This window comes from Alkaliphilus transvaalensis ATCC 700919 (assembly GCF_000621485.1).
Classification (GTDB): domain Bacteria; phylum Bacillota; class Clostridia; order Peptostreptococcales; family Natronincolaceae; genus Alkaliphilus; species Alkaliphilus transvaalensis.
Genome location: NZ_JHYF01000002.1, coordinates 21,318 through 38,686, shown reverse-complemented (window position 1 = coordinate 38,686; position 17,369 = coordinate 21,318). Strand labels below are relative to the sequence as shown.

Sequence of the window (17,369 nt, the reverse complement as noted above, 5' to 3'; positions counted from 1 at the left end):
ACTAAGGGGGTGCGGCTAGATGTACACTATTTTGATAACAGTCGGGGTAATTACAGGAATTGCAACTGTATTAGCGGTTTTACTTACTTTTGCTGATTCCTACATCGCCGACTATGGAATAAAGAAAATTACAATTAATAAAGAGAAGGAGTTTGAAATAGATGGAGGAAGTACGCTACTTTCCTCCTTAACTAGTCAAAGTATATTCATTCCTTCAGCATGTGGTGGCAAGGGAAGTTGTGGTTATTGTAAGTGTAAGATCAATAGTGGTGGAGGTCCCGTTTTAGCTACAGAACTATCCTATTTATCAAAGGATGATCTTCAAAATAATGTCAGGCTATCTTGCCAAGTCAAGGTTAAGGAAGATATGTCAATTGAGATTCCTGCTGAGCTATTTAATGTTAAAATGTTTAGTGCAACAGTTGAAAAATCAACCAATGTTACTGATAAAATTAAACAGCTAAGATTCAAAATTACAAGTAATGACCCTGCCTCATTAGATTTTAAGGCAGGTCAATATATTCAGTTATTAGCTCCACCTTACCCAGGAAGCCCAGAAGAAGTTTATAGAGCTTATTCCATTGCTTCTGCTACTAAGGATGAAGGCTATATTGAACTATTAATTGGATATGTAGAAGGTGGTATCGTTACCACTTATGTACATCAACATCTGTCAAATGATGATAAAGTCACCTTTACAGGTCCCTATGGTGATTTTTACCTACAGGATACTGACGCTGAAGTTATTCTAGTTGCTGTTGGTACGGGAATGGCTCCAATTAGAAGTATTTTATATGAACTTTTAGCCCAAAAAAGTGAACGTAAGATTTCTTTCTTCTTTGGTGCTAGAACAAAAAGTGATCTATTTTTACTTGATGAGATGGAAATGTTCGAAAGGGAATTGCCTAACTTTAAGTTTATTCCAACACTTTCTAGGCCAGAAGAAAATGATGATTGGACTGGAGAAGTAGGAAGAGTAACCCACGCAATAGAAAAACGATTAGAGGAAAGTGACAGCCCTAAAGAGGCTTATCTATGTGGTAGTGCCCCAATGATCGATTCTACTGTAAAAGTCCTTGTTGCCAAGGGAATACCAGAAGAAAAGGTTTATTTTGATAAGTTTGATTAATAGTAAACAACATAGAATTTAGTAAAACACCCTCCATTAATATTCATTCTGGAGGGTGTTTCTTCATCAATAAAAGTTACTGAAAATGTACTCTATGTTTTTTTAAAATATTTGTAAGGGTTTCATTTTCTGTTTTATCGTTATTTACAATGAGTCCCTTCAGCCTTATTCCACTGGCTACAACAGCCACACCTTCTGAAAAATGTCTAATAAAATGATCTGCTCTTTCAATTATATTATTATTTGTATCAATTACCATATAGACATCACCTTTTTTTACAACAGCATAACCATCAACAAAAGGTTCAACATAGTCATAGATCATGGGGATTACTAATTCTCCTTCCCTATCAATATAACCATATTTATGATCTTTTCCTACTATAGCTAAGTCCTCTGAATAGTAACTTACTTCATCATATTTACCAAAACTTATAATAACTTCTTGATCCATATTGATCATTCCCATTCTATTACTCTTCATTGCAATTGCTTGTCCATCTATAAATATTCCTATGTAATCATACTCAAGGGGAATTACTGCTTCTCCATCTCGGTTTAATGCCCCATATCTATTATCCTTAACTACGATACCAAGACCTTCGGCGTAGGTAGTTAATGCATCATATTGAGGTTCTACTATAACATTCCCTTGTTGATCAACGTATCCCCAATAATTACCTACTTTAACACCAGCCCTGCCTTCGCTAAAAACCCCAACGCTATCATAAATAATGGGAACAATTACATCTCCTTCTGGATTGATAAATCCCCATTTTCCATCCAGTAAAACCGGAGCTAGTCCCTCTTGTGGTTCGTTTACGAAATCAAAATGCATTTCATATTTTGTAAGCTCATGGGTTTTTAAATTATAGAAATGATACTCATCATCCTTTAGTATAATTAATCCATCGCCAAATTCCATGCCATAATAGTCAAACTCTATCGGTACAACAATTTCATTATCGTGGTTAATGTACCCCCACTTACCATCCAACCAAACAGCTGCTAGACCTTGGTAAAATGGTAAAGAACCATCCCAGATAAAATCGACGACAGTATTTCCTCGTGGGTCTAAGTGTCCGAACTTTCGTGTTTCAACATTTTCTACCACAAGCTTCCCTTCTGAAAACTCAGAAAACTCATAAAGGGTATAAATATCTTCAACTTCAATAAAATTTACAGAACTTGCTTGAACAGGTTTAGTACAACCTGTCATTGTAGCAAATAATAACATAAAAACCATAAGTAGTATTATACCTTTGTTCTGCTTCATATCCCCACTCCTTTATCCCATGTAATTTTTGATGGCTATGTTTACACCATCTATCTAATAATAATAACTTTATATTACATTTCATAATCCGACATGTCAATATCGTGGGCGTAAAAGGTCATTTTGACTCCTTAAAATGTCTTCTCGCTCCAAATATCTATAGATGAAGCATTCTTAACATCATCATTTTAAATTTGGTGTCTATCATATCACTAATTTTATAACATTTAAGTCTTCCTTTTTATTCCTTTGTCTTTCCTTATATTCTTTTGTATTTCTTTATTCTCATTGGAAGATTCAAAGAATAACTAAAGTTCTTATCTGTTAATGTTGAATCTCATAACGTAAAGTTCTTTTATATTAAAATGATTAAAGAAGAACTTTCATATTGGTTTTTCATAAAAAAAAGAATCCCTTAGTTTAGTAAGGAACTCTTTCTTTAAACGAATATTTATGCCTCATTTTCAACAATACTTTGAAAACCTAATCCTTTTCCCCAAACGGATATCACTGGTAGTACATCTACAAAAGCATTTTCATCGATTTGTGAAATATACATTCTAATGAGCATAGCCTCCCTTGGAGAACAAATAGAAACAATCTTTTGTTTTTCTTGGTTTGTATACCCACCTTTAATTGCATAAACACTAATACCTCTATTAATTTCCTTCAAGATATAATTAGAGACCTCTTGATGCTTTTCAGTAATAATTTCAATCTTTATTGTTTTGGCGCTTAATCCAAACATTACTGTTTCTAAAGTCTTCATAAATACAATTTGAGTCAAAATTGCATAGAGGGCAACTGTTCGATCAAACAAAACACCGGAAGCAATTACAATTAAACTGTCTACAACTAATATCACTTGACTTAAGCTTATGGTAGGTAAAAGTTTTTTATGGAGAATTTTCGAGATTGTGTCAGTACCTCCCATAGAAAAACCCCTTTTTAATACCAATCCACAACCGCCACCTGCAATAATACCATAATAGATGGTTGCTAAAAATGTATCGTTCTCTATTAATGGTGTTGGGTTTTTTTCAAATAAAATTAATAGCAGCGGAAAGAGTGTTGATAAAGTTATAATTTTATAAGCTTCTTTTTTCCCTAAGGTAATCCACGCTAAAAATAGTACCATTAAAGATAAAGCATAATATATATAACTATAATTAATCTTTAGTAATTTTTCCAAAATGATTGATGTACCTGTGATCCCTCCTGTCATTAAACCATTGGGTTTAAGAATAGAGGTAATAGCATAGGCCAATAGCAAACAACCTACTGAAACCAATAGTACATCTATTATTTTCTTTTCAATATTTTTTTCTAACTTCACAGAAGCCTTCCCCTTTCAAAATAACTGTTCCTTAATCATCTATATCTATCCTACTCCTTTTTTTTGTCCAATACAATTAACTTTCTGTAAAAAAGATTTTGTTTTTTCGTTAATTGATTCAATATTTAGATGGTTAAAAAACCCAGTAATGAGTATCACCACTGGGCTTAATCTTACAACTTATATAATTCACCATTAATATCATTTAATATTGGAATAGTACCTTCCTTCATATAGATTAATAACTGATGAAGGGTTCTTGTCATGGCTACATAAAGTAACTTAATATCAAGGGGATTTTCATTATAACATTCATCTAAATTGACAATAAAAACAACATCAAATTCTAGCCCCTTAGCTACATGGGAAGGAACCAGCATGATTCCCGCAGAATAATTTTCTTCTTTACCCTCCAACAAATTAGCCTCTAGCCCTTCCTTATTAAATGCCTTCTTAATAATCCTACATTCCTTTTGGGTTTTGCATATAATAGCTATTGATTTATACTTTTGCTCCTCCATTTCCTGTACTTTTCCTATTAATTCTGATATAAGTTTATCCTGCTTATGGAATCTTTTGATAATAGGCTTCTCTCCATGTCTAATAACTGGCTTAGCTAAGACAACTCTATCATTTTGTAATTTCTTGATTACTTCGTTGGCCAGTAGCATTACTTCTATCGTCGTACGATAACTTTGTACTAAAGTTAAGTAATTACATCTTTTCTTATCAAAGATGTGCTCTATCACTTCATCCCAGTTTTGAATACTACGATAACTATGGATTCCCTGGGAAATATCCCCTAGTAGGGTGAACATGTTGGTATTTAAGATTTCCTTTAGGGCATACAATTGGAATAAACTAAAATCTTGTGCTTCATCAATTACAATATTATTAATCTCTATCTTCTTATCAAAGCCAAAAAGTTTATGTCTTAAATAAGTTACTGCAGCCAAATCCTCCATCTCAATAACCTTTTTTGATAATAGTTTACTATTTGTTTGGCATAGATACCTGTACTGCAAGTCCGTCAAACTATTTTTAGTATAATAACGAAGCTGTTCTTCTTGTGTAACAAGTTCAGTGTAATAATCGATCAATTTCTTAGAAGAAAACTTTGCTAAATATTTCTTAATACAGGTTTTTAAGATTTTCTTAGTCTCCTCTAAGGTTTCGTCCCTTTCATCCATTAAGGCGACTAAAGTTAGTCGTCTGTCTTCAGATGGTTCTACCCTACTCCTAATAAAATCTATTTTATGATCATAACTTACTTGAATATCTTCTAGTATCTTTTCTTTACGGTATCTTAACTGATTTCTTAAAGTCTTCTTAATTTCATTAATTCTCTTATATAGAGGAAGATACTTTAATTCCTCTAAAAACATCTTCTCTATTCGTTCTTTAGTTACAATAACCTGTTCTCCTACGCAGAAATCTTCTTTAGGGTAAAATACTTTTTCTATCTCTACTACGTAGTTGTCAATTGAATCTCTCATAGCTAAGGAGCCCTTGTAGGCCGACGCCCAAGCCATCAATTCAATTTCTTCTCTGTTATTATTATCACCTTTGATTAAATCCGTTAGCTTTTCCGCCTGATCAGATAACTTAAATGGGGGACCCACCAGCTCTTTCATAAAGTCTATATAGGTTGTCTGTACTACCTGCTCTACCCCCAATTCTGGTAAAACTTCAGATATGTAGTTAATAAATAAATTATTTGGAGCCATAATCATAAAATTTTCTGGATCAAAGGTTTTTTCATAAGTATAGATAAAATAAGCGATACGATGAAGGGCAATAGTGGTTTTTCCACTTCCTGCAACCCCTTGTACTATAAGGGGCCTATTCATATCTGCTCTAATAACACGATTTTGTTCCCCCTGAATGGTTGATGCAATATCCTTTAATCGACTATCGGCATTGGCTGATAGGGAGGCTTGTAGAAAGGTATCGGTGGTGGTTATATCTACATCTAAAATATCTTCTAGTTCTCCATTATTAATGGTATATTGTCTTTTTAAGAGAAGTTCGCCTTCTTCTTCCCCTACTTCAGTTTTATAGTTAACTTCCCCTAATCGACCTTCATAATAGACATTAGCAATTGGTGCTCGCCAGTCGACAATCAACGGAACATCATCTTCCGCCCTATATAAAGAGGTTTTACCTATATAGACCCGATCAGTTGTATGACTACCCTTTGTCTTAAAATCTATTCTAGCAAAATAAGGCTTATCTTTTGCTCTAGTGAGGGCGTAATAGTTTTTTTCAGCTCTTTCCATAAACTCCGAATTAATTAAAATATTGATATAACCTTCACTACTATCAATATTTGCTATACCTTCTTTAATGTTTTCCTGCAATTTCTTTTGATTCTCTTCTGTAGCACGTAAGGTCAGTTTAATATATTCCTTTGTGTATTTCAGCCGTTCAATTTCTTCTCCATAGGATGGATGCTCTTTAACCGACATATCCTTCCTCCTCTCCTCTACCAAACCATCATCACGAAAAAAATTAATAGGACAGACTATTCTCCATCCTATTAATTCCAAATGTTATTATATTTTAATATATTTTGGTATTTACGACAAGGGGGTATTAATTACAAGTTGATGACATTTTCTTAGATACTATTAAATATGTATGAAATTTCATAAGATATTAAATACATAATTCAAAATTTTATTAACGCAAAATGAAAACTTCGCTGCTTAGTGATCAACGAGTAATATATTATTATATCAAAGAAATTACTCATTTCACAATGCACCACTCAGTTTTCATATTTTCATAGATCGTATATAAATCATAGTTATCGTGCAATTTCCTCAAATTTATTAATGCAAAAAAACTTCGATTTAAGTTAGAAAAAATCATTTACATTCCTGTAAATACCATACGAGTTCTTGTTAAGGTATGGTCTATTTTTCTTGCCTGATTATGTTACCATTTATACCTAATTTTATTATACCTTATTCATTAGATTAATAAACCAATTACTTTTTTTATTATCTTCTATTTTATGAATCTCTGCAATTTCTACACTATAATCTATACAGATCTTTGATATTCTTTGTCTTTCTTCGCAAGGAATTTCTGCTGCAGTACCGCAACTTGTACTTACCTGACGAGGAACAGGCATTAATTTAGTTAATATTCCATTTTCCAACATTACTTTTTCAAAGTTTAGTGCATGGTATGTAGAATGAAAGGTTACAACACAATAAAAGTTCTTCATTTAATCACCTATCTATTTATTAATAAAGAGTATCCTTCATCAACTTCTTTCACCTCTACATGAAAGCCGTGATTACCTGCAAATCGTCTAATATTTTCAACTGCTACCATTGCATCCACTAATACCTCTATCGTCCCATCAGAATGTCTTTCTAGGGCGTCCTTAGTCATTATTACAGGCTCTGGACAAGACCTCCCCCTAGCATCTATCATATTTATAGACTTAGTTTTTCCCTTACCCAATCTGAAGTCCTCCTTTTTCCTTGCTATTTTTACCTAAGCTTTGTTTTTGAACATTAGCCACTATACTAAAACCAATACTTAAAACAATAATAAAACCGATAATAACCGCAATCTTACCATTTTGTCCTACGCCTTGGGCAGAAGCGGCTAATCCAAAGTTATGGGCAAAGGCTGCTCCAAATATTAACCCCATAATTGTAATTGCTGCGTCGCCATCTCCTTCACCCGCCAAAATAGTTTGTCTTAAAGGACAACCCCCTAGCATTACTGCTGTTACCCCAGCTAGAGCCATTCCTAATAAATTCCAAATATGATCTGTATGGGCGATAGGCTGATCAGTAAATCCTATTTTAAAGCTTTCAAAATTAAAAATTACATTACCTAGTAGGGCAAAGGCAAAAATACCAATTAAACCCCATAGAAAATGAAAATCTTTAATTAGTATTGCATCTCTAAATCCTCCAGCTGTACATAGTCTTGTTCTCTGAAGTAATACACCAATTAATAATCCAGCTCCTAAAGATAATAATACTGGTGCTGCCATTGAACCAGGTCCACTTTCACTAAAGTAAATAAAGGTTGGAGCCGCTATTAATAAAAGCAATATACCTATTGAAAAAATTGGCATAGCATAACCAGTTGCTGAAGGTTGAGTAGTGCTTCTTCCAAGGGTAAATCCCCTCTTTAAAAACTGGATTCCTATCCAGATTCCAATGACATAGCCTGCTAAACCAGTTAAAGCATTTAAATCTCCATTAGCAAGCCTTAAAATCATTCTTAAAGGACAACCTAAAAAAACTAAGGCACCAATCATTAAGAAAAACCCCAGTATAAATCTAAGTATTGGGGAGGAACCACCCCTTGGTTTAAATTCTCCTTTTGCCTTTGCAATAGTAAACGATCCTAAAATAAAACCTGGTATTTCTGGCCTAAGATATTGTACTACCTGTGCCCTATGTAAACCAAGACCACCTGCTATGTCTCTAAAAAAGCAGGCTACACATACCCCCATATTAACAGGGTTACCAAACTTAACTAGTATTGCTGCTAGAAGTCCCATGATTCCTCCAGTAGCAACAATTTTCCCTTTGCTTTCCCTCATTACTTCCCCTCCTACTAAATATATTACTCCCCTTGATTATAATAAATTTTTAACAAACTTTGTTATTGAAAATTTCTATACTACTCATTTGCCCAATTTAACACTTCTATGAATTTTTCTAGATTATCAACTATATAGATGGATATATCAATGTCTTATATAAAAAATTTTGAAATTACACTCAACAGCATTATAAGATTATCTATAAGATATTGTTATAAATATAACTATGATTTATGGATGAAGGGGGAAGAAATTATGAAGAAAAATACTTGGAAAGATAAGGGTTTTATTGGTCACCAACTGCTGACGTCTAATCATAAAGATGTTAATTACCAACTATCTTTTTTAGGGGCAGAAGCTAACCAATTTAATACAGTTAAAGATTTTAATACAGTTAAAGATTTTAAAGTACATCTTATGATCTCTCAACAATTTTCAAAGGAGTTTAGACCAATGCAGGTATCTACCGCTAATAATGGCATTGGATATAGTTTAACCGTTGCTGAAGGTGAAGAAATACGATTTGAAGGCTATTGGGGGGTCCACCGAGAAATTGCTTTTGAATATGCTCCTGAAGATTATGGCTTTTGTAACCGTTTTTTACGTGTTAAATCCATTAAATTTTTAAAGATTGAAAAGGATTTTATTGAATATGAGGTTTGTTGTTAAACTAATTAAAAGCAGTTACTCCAAGGGTAGCTGCTTTTTACTTACATTTCTAATTTTTAAATATAGTGTACAAATGAAAAAGATTAGGTAGAATCCCTCACCGAAGAATGTATATATTAATAATAAGAAAAGTAAGGAAGCAATGACTCTTCGATAGAGTTGATCTGCTATCCCTTCTTTTTGATACTTCAGATGATATCCATACCAAAAGATGAAAGTTAAACCTGCTCTTAAAAGCAGTCCAAATAAAAGCCCTGTAATAAATAGGATCACCATCACAAGCGAACCTACTTCATGGGTTATTTCTTGATAGAAGCTATTAACGTTGGCAATTGCAATAATGGTTTGAATGATGATTAAAAGGCCCATAAGGATTTTTAGGTATTTTAACTTGGTTCTTGTCATGCTTCACCTCTTATCATTGTTGTTTTCCATCAATGGATGTAAATAGATGTACTGGCTAATTATCATGATTTAATTTTTTTCTAATTTGCTTTAGTATAGGACTCCTCTATTATAAATCCTCCCATTGTAAAAATATGTATTATTATATCATTATAACACATATTATGTATTATTTGTGGAAAATAAAAACTTCTCTCAAATATTTAGTCTGAGAGAAGTTCTTATTTTCACGCCTTTTTAAATCGTTAAATTAAAACTAATGAACAGCAGGTCTTGGTTCGTCCATAGGTCTAATAATCCCTGTAGAACCACTTTCATCAATGCCAGAAATATTAATATAAGTCCAACCAAAACTTCCTAATAGCATGCCACTAATTGTTAGAGCCACTACCATACCTTTAATTTTTTCCATAAACCTATTCCCCCAATCTTTTTTTATTTGAAAAACTGTATTTTGCTTTAACAATGAAATGACATAGGACCTATGAAAATAGGTAAACTCCTGACATCATTTGCAACGCCATTTTGTAGTAGACTCATTTAACCAAATATACACTACGCATTTTAGCTGTATACATTTTGCTCTTTTCTATATCCCCTAGACTGATATAAACATCTATATAGAAACTATATAATTCATTTACTTTGGTCTTAATATTATTATCGGTTATAACTTTTTCAACCTGTTGCAAGTAATATAATGCTTTATTATAATCTTCTAATCTGATATATAATTCTACAAAAGCAAAATATATATCAATAATCGTATCTTTTCTTTCAATCTTTTGGGCTTCGATTAACCCCATCTCTAACAACTCAATTACCTTTGTGTAATTTTTAAATATTACATAGCAAATCGCTTCATGTTTAAATAATACAGGTTTATAGTAGTTATCTTCTATTTTTTCAGCAATTTCAATTCCTTTATTAATATAATCTAAAGCACTATTAACTTTCTGGTTTTCTCTGTAAAAAATTGAAATATTAATGTATGCTAAAAATAAAGTATTAACATTAATCTCACTGCCTCTTTGTATTAATTTCTCATAAAGCTTTTCTGCCTTTTCAAAATTTCCAACATCTCGATATGTATTTGCTTCTAAAAGCGTAACCTGATCATTAAAATAGTCGTATACCTCGTAATCATGATCCAAACTTTTGAAAAGATTAATGTTCTGTATTACCATATCAAACTTTTCAAGTTTTCGATAACATAATACCATATTGAATACAGCTTCTATTTTCACCCTTGATTTATTATGTATATCGTGTTGTACTGCTATCTCGTATGACTTAGCAAAATAATCTAGTCCTCTATCTATAGCCATTTGCATATAATAGCAAGAACCCATAAAATTATAAATACGAGCAACTTCACCATAATTCTTAACTTCTATGTAATACTCTAATACTGTTGATAAGTCTTTTAAAGCTTGGTTATATTTATAAAGGGAGTAATAGCATTTACCCCTTAATGCGATTACTGCCATCCCATCTTCCTTAATATCCCATTCTTCTGTTAATGCCAGTAGGCTTTCAAAATTTGGTATAATCAATTTTTCTTCAATTTTCTCTGTTTCTATAATAGAATTTAGATAATCAAGCTCTGTTTTAATTTCCCTTCTAACCTTATCTAAGTCTGTTTCCATTAAGAATTCTGCTGTAATTTCTTTCCCCATAGATTTATAGTATTTATTTAGGCTATTGGCTATAATGTTGGCGGTATATAGGGTTAAGCTTCTTTTTCCCTTCTCAATCATGCTAATCAAACTTTTTGAAACCTCATGGTTGGTTAAATCTTCTTGTTTTAGACCTAAATCTAACCTTAGTTTCTTAATTTTTTCCCCTTGGCTTTGACCTTTCATCCCTATTCCTCCTTTTAACCATCTTAATTGGCTTATCTTTATTAATGGTTATTCTTTATCTCTATTTAACCAATAGACGGTCAATGGTGTTTTTTATTCCCTATATAATAATACACCACTATTAACGTATATTCAATAATTAAGTAAACGATTACCTGTGTTTTTTTATAATATTCAGAAAAAATATTGCAAATGCATATTATTTGAATTTTTCTAGGCAGCTCTATGTTAACTTTCTTATACTAAATTTATAGACTTAAAATTTTACCCATCTTAGTTATATTTTTTTGTACTTTTTCATAAATTTTAAATTACATCTTATTTTGGTTTATGTGTAGTATTTGATTTTTAATATTTATATTCTTTAGCTTTAAAATTATTCATAAAAAATACCTCCAAGTAGAAAGCCTATTTTTAATAATTAGCCTGTCTACGTTGGAAGTATCATATCAACTTCTTGTCTCACTAATATTCATTACGGTACATACTCATTCTACTGCGGAAAATCTCTAAAGTTGATGGTGGATTAAAGATGATGGAATTAGCACCAGCCTCTATTGTTTCTAAAATAGAATCGTCAGTATAACCACCTGTAGCAATAATCGGTATGTTTGAATAGTACTTTCTTATTTCCCTAACAACAGCTGCTGTATGACTACCCGCTGCAACACTTAATATGTCAGCTCCTGCTGCCAGACGATCTTCTATTTTGTCCATTTTGGCTGATACTACGGTTATTGCAACTGGTATATCAATTGTCTGCTTCATCATGGATATTGTTTCATTAGCAGTAGGTGCATTTAAAACAACCCCTATCGCTCCTTGAAATTCTGCATGAAGGGCAAGATTTGTTGACCGTTGACCGTTTGTTACACCACCACCGACTCCACAAAATACAGGAACATCTGAACAGGTCATAATTGCATGGGTGATGGTTGGCTGAGGTGTAAAGGGATATACAGCCCAAATGGCATCAGCATTAATATTTTCTATAATTGCTATATCTGTTGTAAAGGCAAGAGATTTTATCTTTCTTCCCAACACTTCAATTCCAGAAGCTTGTCTTATACACTCAGGAACCTTTAGCATATAACTTCTTAAATTACCGGTAATCCGGGGTATCATTGGTTTCATTATGTTACAACCCCCTACTATATCATATTTGTGTATCAATTATAACTCTTCCATTAAAATATGTAAAGATAATTAACAGCCTTTGTTTCGAGCAATAAATAATCAATTCGACAATTACTTATTATAAGTTTTTCCAATACCTATTTTACTATTCAGCTAGAAAAAAACATGGGATAACTGGCTTTACCAGTACCCCATGATCAGTTTTAAGTATTCCATTCTGTTAAAATCTCGATAAAGACATTGAAAAATTCATCAATGTGTTTTTCTTCTATAATTAAAGAAGGTAATAATCTTAAGATATTGCCATTAGTAACATTAACTAATATCCCCTTCTCCATAAATTGATCCCGTAACAAGGTATGATTCTTTAATATTTCGATACCAATCATCATACCTTTCCCTCTAACTTCACCTAGCATCTTAGGAAATTGATCTTTAATGTCCTTCAGTCTATTTAGTAGGTAGGCTTCTTTGACTGCAACTTCCTTTAATAAGCCAGCTTCTAAAACCTCTAGAGTCCTTCTTCCTAAGCTAGCACTAATGGGATTTGGGGCAAAGGTTGTTCCATGGTCCCCTTGTTTAAAGTAATGGGATATAGACTCCCTAACAATCATTCCACCTAAAGGAAGACCTCCCCCTATGCCTTTAGCAAATAACAAAATATCTGGCTCGACAGTAGTATGTTGATAAGCAAATAATTCCCCTGTCCTTCCTACCCCAGTTTGAATTTCATCTACACAATATAAGACACCATTAGCTTTACAGATTTCAGCAGCCTTTTCCATAAAGTCTTTAGAAATGACCTTAATTCCCCCCGAACCAGAGATGGGCTCAAATAACAATGCCGCAGGTCTATCTTCAGTAATAATGGTTTCTAATTGTTTTAGGTTTTCATCCTCCAGCTCATAGACTGGGAAATCTACTACAGGGAAGTCCTGTTGAACACTTGCCATCCTTGTAAGCTTCAATGCGCCTAATGTTCTTCCGTGAAAACTATTCTTAAAAACAACAACGCCATTTAGTCCCTTGTCTTTGCCATATTTATGGATATACTTAACAGCAGCCTCTGTGCTTTCTGCTCCTGAATTAGCAAAAAATATTTTTCCAGGAAAAGTGCTATGGATTAATTTTTCTGCTAGCTCAATAGCCGGTTGATTATAAAAGAAGTTTGATATATGAGAAAACCGACTGCTTTGCAGGGCTAACTCTTCCTTTAGTGCATCATGGCAATGGCCTAATATATTTACAGCTAGACCCGAGAATAAATCTAAATAGGTTTTACCCTCTACGTCGGTTATATACATTCCTTGAGCTTTCTCAACTACTACAGGCATTCTACCATAGACGGGTAATAAATATTGTTGATCTAACGCCATCCAGTTTTTACTCATTCTGCCACCACCAATTCGAAGGCATTTCCTATTAGTTCAATTACTTTTTCTTCATGAATTTTGTCTACTGCAAAGGTAATCTTGATCTCTGATGTCGTTACTATTTTAATAGCAATATTATTATCAGCCAATATCTCGAATACTTTAGCAGCTACTCCCGAATGGGTACGCATGCCTAAACCAACAACTGATATTTTGGCTATATCAGTATTTACCTCCCAACGAAGTAGGGGGTCTTCTTGTTGCCATTCCTTTAAAATTCCTTCAGCAATCGATAGATCATCTTTGGGAATTGTAAAACTGACATACATTTTCCCATCATCTGTAATCATCTGGGAAATCATATCTACATTTACTTCCTTCTCGCCCATTTGTCCAAATAAACGGTATAGGCTAGAAATAGAAGAAGGTAAGTTTAAGACTGTAATTTGAATATCATCTAAGCTTGAAGCCATTCCTGTAATTACGGTTTCTTCCATTACTTCTGACCCTCCATGTGCTATCATTGTACCCTTAACGTTTGAAAAAGTTGATCCTACATATAGGGGTAGCTTGTACTTATTTGCAAGTTCCACAGCCCTATAATGCATAACACCTGCCCCTAAACTTGCCATTTCCATCATTTCTTCATAGCTAATACGATCAATTTTTCTTGCCTTCTTTAACTTTCTTGGGTCCATGGTATAAATACCATCTACATCTGTATAGATTTCACAACTTGCCCCAAGCTTAGCAGCTAGGGCAACAGCTGAAGTATCGCTGCCGCCCCTTCCAAGGGTAGTGTACTCTTGATCTTCTGTTACCCCTTGAAAACCTGCTACAACAACAATTTTATCATTTTCTAGTGCATTCATCACTTTACTTGTTTCTATATCTTTAATTCTTGCTTTCTGATGGGATGATGTTGTTTGGATATATAACTGGGGTCCAGTATAGGAAACAGCAGGATATCCTTTAGAAATTAGAGCCATTGTTAATAATGAGATAGAGATTTGTTCTCCTGTTGTTAAGAGCATATCCATTTCTCTTGGTTCTGGCTGTTCGGTTACTGCTTTGGCCAATGAAACCAATTCATCTGTGGTTTTACCCATCGCCGACACAATTACAACAACCCGATAACCTTCTTCTCTTTTCTTTATAATTTTATCAGCTACTTGTTTAATTTTTTCTGTAGTGCCGACAGAGGTTCCCCCATACTTTTGAACTACTATTTTCATAGACTATGCTTCCAATAAATTTCGAAGTTCTTGCACAATCTCTGTTTTAGACTTCGTCTTATCATCAATTTCTTTGATTATTCTTGCTGGTGTACCAGCTACAACAACATTTTGTGGTACATCTTCTGTTACAACAGCTCCAGCAGCAACAACAGATCCTGCTCCAATTCTAACCCCTTCTAAAATAACTGCATTAGCCCCAACAACTACATCATCCTCAATAATTACTGGTGTTGCTGAAGGTGGTTCAACTACTCCGGCAACGACTGCACCTGCACCAATATGACAGTTCTTACCAATCATCCCTCTACCTCCAACAACTACGTTCATATCTATCATAGTACCTTCGCCAATTACAGCACCGATATTAATTGTGGCCCCCATCATAATAACTGCATTATCGCCTATTTCTACATTTTCTCTAATGATGGCACCTGGCTCAATTCTAGCATGAATGTTCTTTAAATCTAGTAAAGGAATTGCAGAATTTCTTCTATCATTTTCGATTACAACGTCTTCTACAACAGTTGCATGCTCTTCTAAAAAGCGACCGATTTCCTTCCACTCTCCAAAAATAACGCCAGTATTGCCAGTAATAAAGTTCTTAATTTCCCATTGGCTCCAATCAATTTCATTAAAATCACCTTTGATATAAGCCTTTACAGGTGTCTTCTTAACGCTACTTCTAATGTACTCAATAATGTAATGTGCATCCATTTTAATTATTCCTCCTTAGTCTAATCCAAGCACGTTTTTCATATTGTACTTTCCATTTTCTTTTCCAATGATATATTTTGCTGCCTCAAGTGCCCCCTGTGCAAAGACAGATCGATCGTGGGCTTCATGGACTATTTTTACCGTTTCTAAGTCATTGATAAAATGAGCCTCATGTAGACCGACTATATTCCCACCCCTAATGGCGTGAACACCAATTTCTCCCTTTTCTCTAGGGCATTGGCCTTCTCTTCCATGTTGATGTTTAGCTACACTACCGAGTCCCTTTTCGATAGATTCTATAATCGTCGTTGCACTACCAGAAGGGGCATCCTTCTTACGATTATGATGGGCCTCAACTACTTCAATATCTACCTTATCTTTTAGCATCCTTGCCACCTGCTCTACAAGGGAGAACATAATGTTCATACCCAATGACATATTAGTGGCTTGTAGAATTGGAATTGCTTTTGAAGTTTCTTCAATTAGTTTAGTCTCTTCATCGGTAAATCCTGTTGTTCCAATTACTAAAGGAATATTATTCTCTCCACAATAATCTAATACTTTTTTTATAGCTCCTGGATGGGAAAAATCAATTACCACATCTGGCTTTTCAATGAGGTCCTCTACTGATCTACTGGAATTCATCCCTTCTATTGAAGTCCAATGGGCATCCTTTTCAGCAGTTTCTTTAATGTATTGCCCCATTCTACCACTGATTCCCCAAATGAGTAGTTTCATATTAGCCCCCCTTAAATAATTTGTAATTGCTTCATTTCTGCCTCTAGTTTGGCTAGGTTAGCATCTTCCATTGTCGTTAATGGTAGCCTTAATTCATTTTCACAATAACCCATTAAACTTACTGCTGCTTTAACTGGTATTGGGTTTACTTCTGAGAATAATAGGTCAATGAATAACTTATATTTTAACTGCAATCTTAAAGCTTCCTTAACATCACCTGTTTCAAAAGCGCCACACATTTGTTGCATTTCCTTTGGAATAACATTAGCCGAAACAGAGATTACACCATGACCACCAGCGGAATATACAGGTATTACTTGATCATCATTTCCTGAATAAATTTTAAACCCTTCTGGAACTAATCTTTTAATCTCTAATACCTGAGAAATATTTCCACTTGCTTCTTTAATACCAATGATGTTATCAATCTTTGCCAGTTGAGCTACTGTATCAGGATTTATATTTACATTTGTTCTTCCTGGTACATTGTATAAAATATTTGGAAGCTTACTTGCATTTGCTATTGCTGTAAAGTGGGCAATTAAACCCTTTTGAGTTGCCTTGTTATAGTAGGGTGTAACAACTAAAACCCCATCGGCCCCTAAATCTTCTGCTTGCTTTGTATGCTTAACTGATTTTGCTGTATCGTTACCTCCTGTACCAATAATTACAGGAATTTTTTTATTGACCTTAGCTACAGCTGCTTTAATGACTGCCTCTCTTTCTTCGTCATTTTGGGTTGTTGCTTCACCTGTAGTTCCCAATACAATTAGTGCTTGAGTATCGTTATTTAAATGAAAATTGATTAGTTTATCAAAGGCTTCAAAGTCTACCTTTCCTCCTTTAAAAGGAGTCACGATTGCTACACCTGAACCATTAAACATATTCTTTCTCTCCTTTCTATTTA

General features: G+C 33.8%; 17 protein-coding genes. 2 read left to right on the top strand and 15 right to left on the bottom strand.

The window, feature by feature from the left end; all coding sequences use genetic code 11:
* Nucleotides 1–19: 19 nt before the first annotated feature.
* The gene (locus T335_RS0102450) at nucleotides 20–1,129 is read left to right on the top strand and encodes an NADH:ubiquinone reductase (Na(+)-transporting) subunit F (protein ID WP_026476126.1); all 1,110 of its coding nucleotides are present in this window, start codon (nucleotides 20–22) and stop codon (nucleotides 1,127–1,129) included.
* A 76-nt stretch (nucleotides 1,130–1,205) separates the two neighbouring features.
* Here T335_RS0102450 and T335_RS0102445 read toward each other — a convergent pair whose 3' ends face one another.
* The 6 genes from T335_RS0102445 to yedE form a co-directional block, all read right to left on the bottom strand.
* Nucleotides 1,206–2,405, bottom strand: a complete 1,200-nt coding sequence (locus T335_RS0102445) for a WG repeat-containing protein (protein WP_026476125.1) — start codon at nucleotides 2,403–2,405, stop codon at nucleotides 1,206–1,208.
* A gap of 451 nt (nucleotides 2,406–2,856) precedes the next feature.
* Nucleotides 2,857–3,741, bottom strand: coding sequence for a YitT family protein (locus T335_RS0102440; protein ID WP_051569095.1), 885 nt, complete (start codon nucleotides 3,739–3,741; stop codon nucleotides 2,857–2,859).
* 173 nt (nucleotides 3,742–3,914) lie between these two features.
* A complete protein-coding gene (gene helD / locus T335_RS0102435; RefSeq protein WP_026476123.1) occupies nucleotides 3,915–6,209 on the bottom strand; it encodes an RNA polymerase recycling motor HelD in 2,295 nt (764 codons plus the stop codon).
* 494 nt (nucleotides 6,210–6,703) lie between these two features.
* Nucleotides 6,704–6,976 (bottom strand): DUF3343 domain-containing protein, encoded by a 273-nt coding sequence (locus T335_RS0102430; RefSeq protein WP_026476122.1) that lies wholly within the window; start codon nucleotides 6,974–6,976, stop codon nucleotides 6,704–6,706.
* Nucleotides 6,977–6,984: 8 nt separating this feature from the next.
* Nucleotides 6,985–7,218 (bottom strand): sulfurtransferase TusA family protein, encoded by a 234-nt coding sequence (locus tag T335_RS0102425; protein WP_026476121.1) that lies wholly within the window; start codon nucleotides 7,216–7,218, stop codon nucleotides 6,985–6,987.
* Nucleotides 7,211–8,320 (bottom strand): YedE family putative selenium transporter, encoded by a 1,110-nt coding sequence (gene yedE, locus T335_RS0102420; protein WP_026476120.1) that lies wholly within the window; start codon nucleotides 8,318–8,320, stop codon nucleotides 7,211–7,213. The genes T335_RS0102425 and yedE overlap by 8 nt, the downstream gene beginning before the upstream one ends.
* A gap of 258 nt (nucleotides 8,321–8,578) precedes the next feature.
* On the opposite strand from yedE, the gene T335_RS0102415 reads away from it, so the two are divergent.
* Nucleotides 8,579–8,992 (top strand): hypothetical protein, encoded by a 414-nt coding sequence (locus tag T335_RS0102415; RefSeq protein ID WP_026476119.1) that lies wholly within the window; start codon nucleotides 8,579–8,581, stop codon nucleotides 8,990–8,992.
* 15 nt (nucleotides 8,993–9,007) lie between these two features.
* On the opposite strand, the gene T335_RS0102410 is transcribed toward T335_RS0102415, so the two are convergent.
* The 9 genes from T335_RS0102410 to dapA all read right to left on the bottom strand — a co-directional run bounded on the left by T335_RS0102410 (nucleotide 9,008) and on the right by dapA (nucleotide 17,346).
* On the bottom strand, nucleotides 9,008–9,397 hold the full coding sequence (locus T335_RS0102410) for a hypothetical protein (RefSeq protein WP_026476118.1): 390 nt from the start codon (nucleotides 9,395–9,397) through the stop codon (nucleotides 9,008–9,010).
* Between the two features lie 256 nt (nucleotides 9,398–9,653).
* The gene (locus tag T335_RS22155) at nucleotides 9,654–9,809 is read right to left on the bottom strand and encodes a hypothetical protein (protein ID WP_156943610.1); all 156 of its coding nucleotides are present in this window, start codon (nucleotides 9,807–9,809) and stop codon (nucleotides 9,654–9,656) included.
* Between the two features lie 124 nt (nucleotides 9,810–9,933).
* Nucleotides 9,934–11,262 (bottom strand): helix-turn-helix domain-containing protein, encoded by a 1,329-nt coding sequence (locus T335_RS0102400; RefSeq protein ID WP_026476117.1) that lies wholly within the window; start codon nucleotides 11,260–11,262, stop codon nucleotides 9,934–9,936.
* Nucleotides 11,263–11,727: 465 nt separating this feature from the next.
* Entirely contained in the window at nucleotides 11,728–12,396 is a 669-nt protein-coding gene (locus tag T335_RS0102395; protein ID WP_026476116.1) for a hydrolase, read from the bottom strand.
* Nucleotides 12,397–12,602: 206 nt separating this feature from the next.
* Complete coding sequence (locus T335_RS0102390; protein ID WP_026476115.1) at nucleotides 12,603–13,790, bottom strand: aspartate aminotransferase family protein; 1,188 nt, start codon at nucleotides 13,788–13,790, stop codon at nucleotides 12,603–12,605.
* Entirely contained in the window at nucleotides 13,787–15,007 is a 1,221-nt protein-coding gene (locus T335_RS0102385) for an aspartate kinase (protein ID WP_026476114.1), read from the bottom strand. The genes T335_RS0102390 and T335_RS0102385 overlap by 4 nt, the downstream gene beginning before the upstream one ends.
* Nucleotides 15,008–15,010: 3 nt before the next feature.
* The gene (dapD, locus tag T335_RS0102380; protein ID WP_026476113.1) at nucleotides 15,011–15,724 is read right to left on the bottom strand and encodes a 2,3,4,5-tetrahydropyridine-2,6-dicarboxylate N-acetyltransferase; all 714 of its coding nucleotides are present in this window, start codon (nucleotides 15,722–15,724) and stop codon (nucleotides 15,011–15,013) included.
* Between the two features lie 15 nt (nucleotides 15,725–15,739).
* Entirely contained in the window at nucleotides 15,740–16,462 is a 723-nt protein-coding gene (gene dapB / locus T335_RS0102375; RefSeq protein WP_026476112.1) for a 4-hydroxy-tetrahydrodipicolinate reductase, read from the bottom strand.
* An 11-nt stretch (nucleotides 16,463–16,473) separates the two neighbouring features.
* Nucleotides 16,474–17,346: a 4-hydroxy-tetrahydrodipicolinate synthase gene (gene dapA / locus T335_RS0102370; RefSeq protein WP_026476111.1), complete on the bottom strand. Its 873-nt coding sequence runs from the start codon at nucleotides 17,344–17,346 to the stop codon at nucleotides 16,474–16,476.
* Between the last annotated feature and the right edge of the window lie 23 nt (nucleotides 17,347–17,369).